Origin of the sequence: Lachnoclostridium sp., assembly GCF_031997925.1 — a bacterium.
In the GTDB taxonomy this organism is placed as follows: Bacteria; Bacillota; Clostridia; order Lachnospirales; family Lachnospiraceae; genus Lachnoclostridium.
The window spans coordinates 89,489-96,986 of sequence record NZ_DAMADT010000009.1 but is presented as its reverse complement, the minus strand read 5'-3'; the positions used below and the strand labels follow the sequence as shown (position 1 = coordinate 96,986).

General features: G+C 38.2%; 9 protein-coding genes. 8 read left to right on the top strand and 1 reads right to left on the bottom strand.

The window, feature by feature from the left end:
• From RTP52_RS08425 to RTP52_RS08390, 8 genes are all read left to right on the top strand, one after another.
• Positions 1-1,266 (top strand): aldehyde dehydrogenase family protein (locus tag RTP52_RS08425; RefSeq protein ID WP_312370519.1); only part of this gene is annotated, 1,266 nt, incomplete at its 5' end.
• Positions 1,267-1,290: 24 nt separating this feature from the next.
• Positions 1,291-1,926: a phosphate propanoyltransferase gene (locus RTP52_RS08420; RefSeq protein ID WP_312370518.1), complete on the top strand. Its 636-nt coding sequence runs from the start codon at positions 1,291-1,293 to the stop codon at positions 1,924-1,926.
• 43 nt (positions 1,927-1,969) lie between these two features.
• On the top strand, positions 1,970-2,254 hold the full coding sequence (gene eutM, locus RTP52_RS08415) for an ethanolamine utilization microcompartment protein EutM (RefSeq protein ID WP_012199459.1): 285 nt from the start codon (positions 1,970-1,972) through the stop codon (positions 2,252-2,254).
• Between the two features lie 414 nt (positions 2,255-2,668).
• The gene (locus tag RTP52_RS08410; RefSeq protein WP_312105632.1) at positions 2,669-3,232 is read left to right on the top strand and encodes a methyltransferase family protein; all 564 of its coding nucleotides are present in this window, start codon (positions 2,669-2,671) and stop codon (positions 3,230-3,232) included.
• 14 nt (positions 3,233-3,246) lie between these two features.
• Entirely contained in the window at positions 3,247-3,555 is a 309-nt protein-coding gene (locus tag RTP52_RS08405) for an MBL fold metallo-hydrolase (protein WP_312105633.1), read from the top strand.
• Between the two features lie 20 nt (positions 3,556-3,575).
• Positions 3,576-3,806, top strand: a complete 231-nt coding sequence (locus RTP52_RS08400) for a hypothetical protein (RefSeq protein ID WP_312370515.1) — start codon at positions 3,576-3,578, stop codon at positions 3,804-3,806.
• Between the two features lie 330 nt (positions 3,807-4,136).
• The gene (locus RTP52_RS08395) at positions 4,137-4,712 is read left to right on the top strand and encodes a DUF1349 domain-containing protein (protein WP_312370513.1); all 576 of its coding nucleotides are present in this window, start codon (positions 4,137-4,139) and stop codon (positions 4,710-4,712) included.
• A gap of 243 nt (positions 4,713-4,955) precedes the next feature.
• Complete coding sequence (locus RTP52_RS08390) at positions 4,956-6,584, top strand: DUF2207 domain-containing protein (protein WP_312370512.1); 1,629 nt, start codon at positions 4,956-4,958, stop codon at positions 6,582-6,584.
• Positions 6,585-6,730: 146 nt separating this feature from the next.
• On the opposite strand, the gene sdaAA is transcribed toward RTP52_RS08390, so the two are convergent.
• Positions 6,731-7,498 (bottom strand): L-serine ammonia-lyase, iron-sulfur-dependent, subunit alpha (gene sdaAA, locus RTP52_RS08385; protein ID WP_312370509.1); only part of this gene is annotated, 768 nt, incomplete at its 5' end.

Below are 7,498 nucleotides of genomic sequence, written 5' to 3'. Positions count from 1 at the left end.
GCAGAGGATACCGTAAATAAGACTATTGACGTAGCTGAGCCGGTTGGTCTGGTAATGGGAATCGTTCCTTCTACAAACCCTACTTCAACCGTATTCTTTAAATCCATGGTTGCAGTGAAATCAGGAAATGCTATTGTATTTTCTCCTCATCCATCCGCAGCAAAATGTACACTAAAGGCAGCTGAAGTTATGCGTGACGCTGCAATCGCTGCAGGCGCACCAGAGGGAATCATTGGCTGTGTGACCATGCCTTCCATGGGATCTACAAACGAACTGATGAAGTGCAAGGAAGTTTCCGTTATTATCGCAACTGGAGGCCCAGCTATGGTAAAGGCTGCATATAGTGCTGGAAAGCCAGCCATCGGTGTAGGTGCAGGTAATTCTCCTGCTTACATTGAAAAGACAGCTGATGTGAAACATGCAGTTAAAACAATCATTGCTAGCAAGACTTTCGACTACGGTACTATCTGTGCATCCGAGCAGTCCATCATCTGTGAGGAAAGCAATGAAGCAGAGGTATTAGCTGAATTAAAGGCTCAGGGCGGATACTTCATGACAAAAGAAGAAACCAATAAGGTTTGTGGCTTGTTATTCAAGAACGGCTACACCATGAACGCTAAATTTGTAGGTCGTTCCCCTCAGGTAATTGCTCAGGCAGCTGGAATTGAAATTCCGATGGATACCAAGGTTCTTATCGGAAGACAGGAAGGCGTAGGACAGGGTTATCCATTATCCTTTGAAAAGCTTACAACTGTTCTTGGTTTCTATACTGTAAAGGACTGGGTAGAGGCTTGCGATTTAAGCATTCGTCTATTACAAAACGGAATTGGACATACCATGAGTATTCACACTCAGGACAGAGATATGGTTCTTAAATTTGCAGCGAAACCAGCTTCTAGAATTCTTGTTAACACAGGCGGTAGCCAGGGTGGAACCGGAATTAGTACAGGCCTTCCAATTTCCTTTACCTTAGGATGCGGTACTTGTGGTGGAAGCTCTGTTTCTGAGAATGTAAGTCCAAAACATCTCCTTAATATTAAGAAGGTAGCCTTTGGATTAAAAGATTGTTCCACTATCGCTGCAGATGATAACACCTTCACATGGAAGGAAAAATCCGGAGCTACTACTTGCAGTCCTGCAGATTTTGTTGCTTCCTTTGCGAAGAAGGAAGGTACCCAAACTACTTCTTGCCAAGAAAGCTTTGATGACAACGAGAAGCTAGCAGCACTTGTAAAGGAAATCGTAATGGCCATGAAGGGTCAGTAAATCAACTGGAAAAGGAGAATAGGAATGGATAAGTATGAAGCAGTAATTAAGCTCATTATGGAAGCCATGAAAACAGAATCCGAACCGAAAGAGTCTAGAATACCAGTAGGTGTTTCCAACCGTCATGTACATTTATCTCAGGAAGATTTGGATACCTTATTTGGTCAGGGATATCAACTGACTAATATAAAGGAGTTATCCCAGCCTGGACAGTATGCATGCAAGGAAATGGTTACTGTATGTGGTCCTAAGGGAGCAATTGAGAAGGTCCGTATTTTAGGACCGGTCAGAAAACAGACTCAGGTTGAAATCTTGGCATCAGACTGCTTTAAGCTTGGAACAAATTCTGAGCCTAAAATGTCCGGTGAATTAGCTGGTACACCAGGAATCACATTGGTTGGACCAAAGGGTTCCGTTCAGACAAAAGGGGGCCTTATCATTGCCCAGAGACATATTCATATGAGTCTTGAAGATGCGGTAAAATTTGGCGTACATGATGGACAGACCGTAAACATTCAGACAGAAGGAGCTCGCGGAGGTATTTTCAGCAATGTTGCAATTCGTGCGAATAATTCCTCAAGCCTAGAATGCCACCTTGATACAGAAGAAGCCAATGCCATGGGGCTTGGGGGATCTTCAAGTATTACTATTGTAAAGTAAGTTAACTATTAAAAATTAATTATATTATTAGGAGGATTTTAAAATGAAATACGATGCATTAGGAATGATTGAAACAAAAGGTTTAGTTGGAGCTATCGAAGCAGCAGATGCTATGGTTAAAGCAGCAAATGTATCCTTAGTTGGAAAAGAATTTGTTGGTGGTGGTCTTGTTACTGTTATGGTAAGAGGCGATGTAGGAGCAGTTAAGGCAGCTACAGACGCAGGTGCTGCAGCAGCTCAGCGTGTAGGAGAACTAGTATCTGTACATGTAATCCCTCGTCCACATGCAGAGGTTGAAATTATTCTTCCAGCAACAAAAGAAGCATAATTATACAAGAAAAAATTCAATTTACTTGCCATGAATGAATTAGAAGGAGTTTTTGCAATATAGTTTTGAGTAATCAATCTATGGAGCAAAAGCTCCTTTTTTGAATTCAATCATTTTATTGATGATCCGACCAAGGAGAAGCTCACGTCTCTCAGATGATTTCTTATTTTAAGGTTAAAAGAAGTTATTGTATTTTCTTAAATATATCTACGTATTATTAACATAATATTGCCAATAAAAGAAAAAATAAAATACAGCTTAATATCATTGTTTCAATACTATAGTCATTAATTAACGATTGGATATACTCACCGTATTTGATATAATACATAGGTAAAGTTAAGCTATTAACAACAATTTTATGACAATAATAAATCCAGGTGCGCAGACAACTAAAAAAGAGGAGGATATGATATGGCGAGATATATTGCGGCAACAACTTTGTTTTTGCTAGTAATACTTGTTTTATCCCGAGCTTTTCAATTAAAGAGATTAGGGATTAAAGTCATTCATTTTGGTGAATTAGATAAGAAAGATTTTCTTATCCCGCCATTTGCCTTACTGTTATTTTATATTGTATTCGCAAGCGCATTTGGTCTACCTAAAGTCGGAGCAGAATTGTTTCATAACGAATTTGTTGGCTTTTTAGGTGTGGCTATGTGCGTAATGGGGATTTTATTGTTTCTATACGCTTTGATTTCATTTGGAAAGAGCTTTCGTGTTGGTTTGGATGAAGATCACCCCGGAGAACTCGTGACTACAGGAGCATTTTCTATCAGCCGCAATCCGATATATTCAGCATTCGGGTTGGCTCTGATTGGAATTTTTTTGATTATTCCGAATTGGATCTTATTAATTTATGTTTTTACTGGAATATGGCTTTTCAACCGGCAAATCCTTCTTGAAGAACAATCGCTAAAAAAGATATATGGCGATAAATATACGGAATACTGTAAAAGAGTAAGGCGTTTTCTATAATTCGGAGGTCAACCATGGAAGTATATCCGATCCCAATTAAACATGCTACGTGCTATCTTGTGAAAGTGAGCGATTTTTATATTGCCATTGATGCAGGCTGGGCAGGAAATATAAATGAATATTTAAAAATGATGCATAAATATGGGATAAACAAAGACAAAATAAGATATCTGTTTGTGACGCATTTTCACCCTGACCATGCTGGATTAGTCGAAGACATAAAGCATTTTGGAACAACTTTTGTTATCATGAAGCATCAAATTCCGTATATTGAGTCAATGGAAAAGATGCTTGTTTCGCCCATGGCGAAGAAAATTATTTAATTTAATACGGAGGAATTACAATGAACGAAGGTCAGCAAAGATTTTATGATTTTGTAATGGAAAGAGTAAAAGAAGGCAAAGAGGAAGAAATAAAAGCCATAATGAGTGAAAGTTTTAAAAGACAGCAAGAAGGTTCATTTTCGAAGGAGTATATGACTGAAATAGTACCAAAGATGATAATGTTATTGAAGCCAGAGTGTGTTGAGGAATTTAAAAATGCTGCTCAGCATATGAGTTCGCAGTTAAAATAATTATAAGATGTAGAGCTTGGAAGGTCATGGGATTAAAACTGTGACCTTTTTTTATGCGGTAAACTGGATTTTGGTTGATTAATGAGCATGCAAATGGATAGTAGTGATAAGCAAATAGATTATTGATGATGTGGGGAAACTTTGTTTCGAAATGGGCTATGATTTTCAAGATGGATATATATAGTAGATATTTTATTCATTATGTAGTACTATAAAGGCAAGGTAGTTTATATTCTAACCAGTTATCCATTACTTTGGTATAGAATTATAGATTAGTCGATCTATAACTTACTTGTACATAAAAAACTATGAGAATGCGGAGGTAAGCTAATGAATTACAATGATTTTCAATGGACAATCGAAACACAATATGAAGTAGTAGAAGATGAAATACATATTTATGCCCCAGCTAAAACTGATTATTTTGTAAATCCAGCTGATGGAAAAATTGTGACGGATGCACCATTTTTCTACAAAGAGGTGGAGGGGGATTTTGTTCTGAGAGCAAAGGTGAGCCATGACTTCGTATCAACTTATGATGCATGTGTATTGCTTGCGTTAGAAAATGAAAAGCTTTGGGCGAAGGCATGCTTTGAGTATACAGATCTAGGTACTCATTCTGTTGTTACCGTTATGACAAATGAGAGATCGGACGATGCCAATGGCGTCGATGTGGATGGAGATGAAATCTGGCTTCAGCTAAGCCGCAAGGATGATCTCTTTGCAATTCATTATTCGCAGGATGGAAAAGAATTTAAGATGGCTAGACTTTGTCATCTTCCGATGCAGAAAAAAATTAAAGTAGGGTTAGAAGCACAATCACCTACAGGAAATGGTGGAACAAGAAAATTTTCTAATGTTTCACTAGAATTAAAGAGCCTTGAAGATATCCGCAGTGGTAATTAGTTAAGTTGTTATAAACAGAAATCAATGAGCTAATTTAAATTTTCAATAGTTATATGTGGGCAAGACCATTTTAAGTGGTTCTTGCCCATGTTTAATTATAAAGTTGCTTTGAGTTGTTTCCAAATATTCTGGTTGTTTGCCTTTGATGAAGTGAAGGAAAAATATTCTTATTCTATTGGAATTGCATCACAATAGAGGTATACTTATTGAAACAATATTTTTATTTCCCCGAGGAGGTTATGAATGAAAGCAAAGAAATATGGGATAATTTTCAGTTTTTTAGTCTTTATTATATTAAGTATATCTTCAGTAAAAGCATATGCCGCGGAAGATGCAATTCCCTCTATTCAAATCAAAGTTACTCTGAATAAAGATGGTTCTGCTATCATTACAGAAGTTTGGGAAGTGCAAGGGGTATCCAGTGGTACCGAATATTATAAAGCACTCAATAACATGGAGGGAAGGAAGGTACATTCCTTTTCGGTACGTGAATCAGGAAAACTTTATACCGCTTTAGATAAGTGGAATAAAAAACTTTCAAGAGAAGAAAAAAAGGGTACCAGTGGTATTTTAACTAAGTCAGATGGGTATGAGTTGTGCTGGGGAATTGGAGACTATGGTGATCATACTTATACCTTACAATATACGATAGATAACTTAGTACAAAATTACGGTGAGTATGCAGGTTTTTATCATCAGTTTATTTCAAAGCTTTCTAGTGCTCCAAAAGCCATAGCAATATCAATTCAAATGGAAGATGAGGCTTTTGATCAACAGAATGCCCGTATATGGGGGTATGGATTTGATGGGAAGGTAGCAATTCATAGTGGTGGTAGCTTAACAGTAAATTCAAATAAGGCATTTGATAGAAAGGATTATGTCAATGTTCTCTGTCGCTTTGATCAAAGTCTCTTTCCAAACGCTGCTGTCGCTAAGATTTCCTTTGAGGAGCTGCAAAACTCTGCCAATGATAAGGGGATAAATCCATTGATAGTGATTTTAATTGTTATTGGGTTTATTGGTGGAGGTATTGGCTTAATCGGATTTTTTTATTCAAGATATAAGCTATCTGATAATACGGTAGTTCATTTACCAAGCTATAAAAAAATAAATATCAATTACTCCATTCCTTTTGGTGGGAATATACCTGCAATTTATGCTGCCCTTAAATTACTTCGGCAAGGAATTTCCTATAGTCAGCTTATGGGAGTCTATCTAATTCTTTTGCAAGAAGCTAATTACATCAGTATTGATAAACGAACAAAAAAATCTAAAATGGAAGAATCTATCCTATTTAAAACAGAACATATTACAGCAACTAATTTAGAGCAATTATTATTTGATCTATTAATGGAAGAAGCGGATCATGATAATATACTTTGGTCTTCTGATATTATTAAAAATGCTACTAAAATTTCTCAAAAACTTAAACAATGGGAGAAAAAAGTTAATAATGAGGGCATAAAAGAATTAAGTCGTTTAGGTATGGTAGAAGAGAAGAATGGAACGATACGATTTACTCGCCAAGGCTTTGATAAAGCTATTATGATACTAGGTCTAAAGAAATATTTATCAGAATTAACTCATCAAAGTGAGCATGTTAACAAAGAACTGTGGGGAGACTATCTAGTAATCGCAACGATGTTTAACATGGGTGAAAAAGTACTAAAAGCCTTTGAGGTTATTGATAAATCCTATTACAATGGCTTTGTAAATCATTATGGCTGCAATACTTATAGTATGATCTACTTTATGAGTATGACGAGCCACATCAGTAATAGTACTGTGATGAATGCGGATGGTACCGGTGGTTCAACATTTTCCAGTGGAGGGGGTGGCTTCTCCGGTGGCGGTGGAGGCGGGAGTCGCTAACGTTATTTATAAGTTCTTATACATGTAAATTCCATAGTTTTGAAACGTATATAAGCCGCAGTTAAAGTACTGCGGCTTTATATATTTCACCGAAAAAAAGCGATACCGATTTCAAAGAACCGGTATCGCTTATCATAATAACTTATTTACTTTGATTTAAAAATTTCACAGGTCTTACTGCAGGCAGCAGCAGTGGCTGCACAGCCACCCAGTGAAGTTTCCCTTAATTCAAATGGGATCGAACGCCCCACTGCCATCATGGTGTCCACCATCTGGTCAAACGGTATGAGCTGTCTTACTCCTGATAATGCCATTTCTGCACATACTAGTGCATTGGCAGCACCTATAACATTACGGTTCTGGCAGGGATACTCAACCAAACCAGCTACCGGGTCGCAGACAAGCCCTAAGAGATTTACTAATGCAGAAGTGGCCGCATCTAGGCACTGCTGCGGTGTTCCGCCCATAATTTCTGCAGCAGCAGCCGCTGCCATTGCGGAAGCAGAACCGACTTCTGCCTGACAGCCGGCTTGTGCTCCAGCCACGGAAGCGTTCCTCATAATCAAATAACCAACCGCACTTGCAGTAAAAAGGCCATCTATGATCTGATTGTCATCCAGGGAAAACTCTTCTTCTAGAGCAAGAAGCAGCCCAGGTAGCACACCGGAGCTTCCAGCCGTAGGCGCCGCCACAATAAGGCCCATCGAGGCATTTACTTCTAAAACGGCCAATGAATAGGTAATCGCTTTAGACAGCATGCTTCCGCATATGGATTTCCCTGATCTCCTTCTGTCCCGTACCTTTTTAGATTCTCCCCCGATCAGTCCGCCAACGGAAATCACGGGTTCATCTAACGGTTTGTGACAGGCTTCTTTCATAATCTGGTAAGCTTCTTTCATACTGCCAATGGTCTC

Coding starts and splice junctions, on each gene's coding strand:
- RTP52_RS08420 (WP_312370518.1), top strand. CDS start 1,291: ATGGATAAGTATGAAGCAGTAATTAAGCTCATTATGGAAGCCATGAAA.
- eutM (WP_012199459.1), top strand. CDS start 1,970: ATGAAATACGATGCATTAGGAATGATTGAAACAAAAGGTTTAGTTGGA.
- RTP52_RS08410 (WP_312105632.1), top strand. CDS start 2,669: ATGGCGAGATATATTGCGGCAACAACTTTGTTTTTGCTAGTAATACTT.
- RTP52_RS08405 (WP_312105633.1), top strand. CDS start 3,247: ATGGAAGTATATCCGATCCCAATTAAACATGCTACGTGCTATCTTGTG.
- RTP52_RS08400 (WP_312370515.1), top strand. CDS start 3,576: ATGAACGAAGGTCAGCAAAGATTTTATGATTTTGTAATGGAAAGAGTA.
- RTP52_RS08395 (WP_312370513.1), top strand. CDS start 4,137: ATGAATTACAATGATTTTCAATGGACAATCGAAACACAATATGAAGTA.
- RTP52_RS08390 (WP_312370512.1), top strand. CDS start 4,956: ATGAAAGCAAAGAAATATGGGATAATTTTCAGTTTTTTAGTCTTTATT.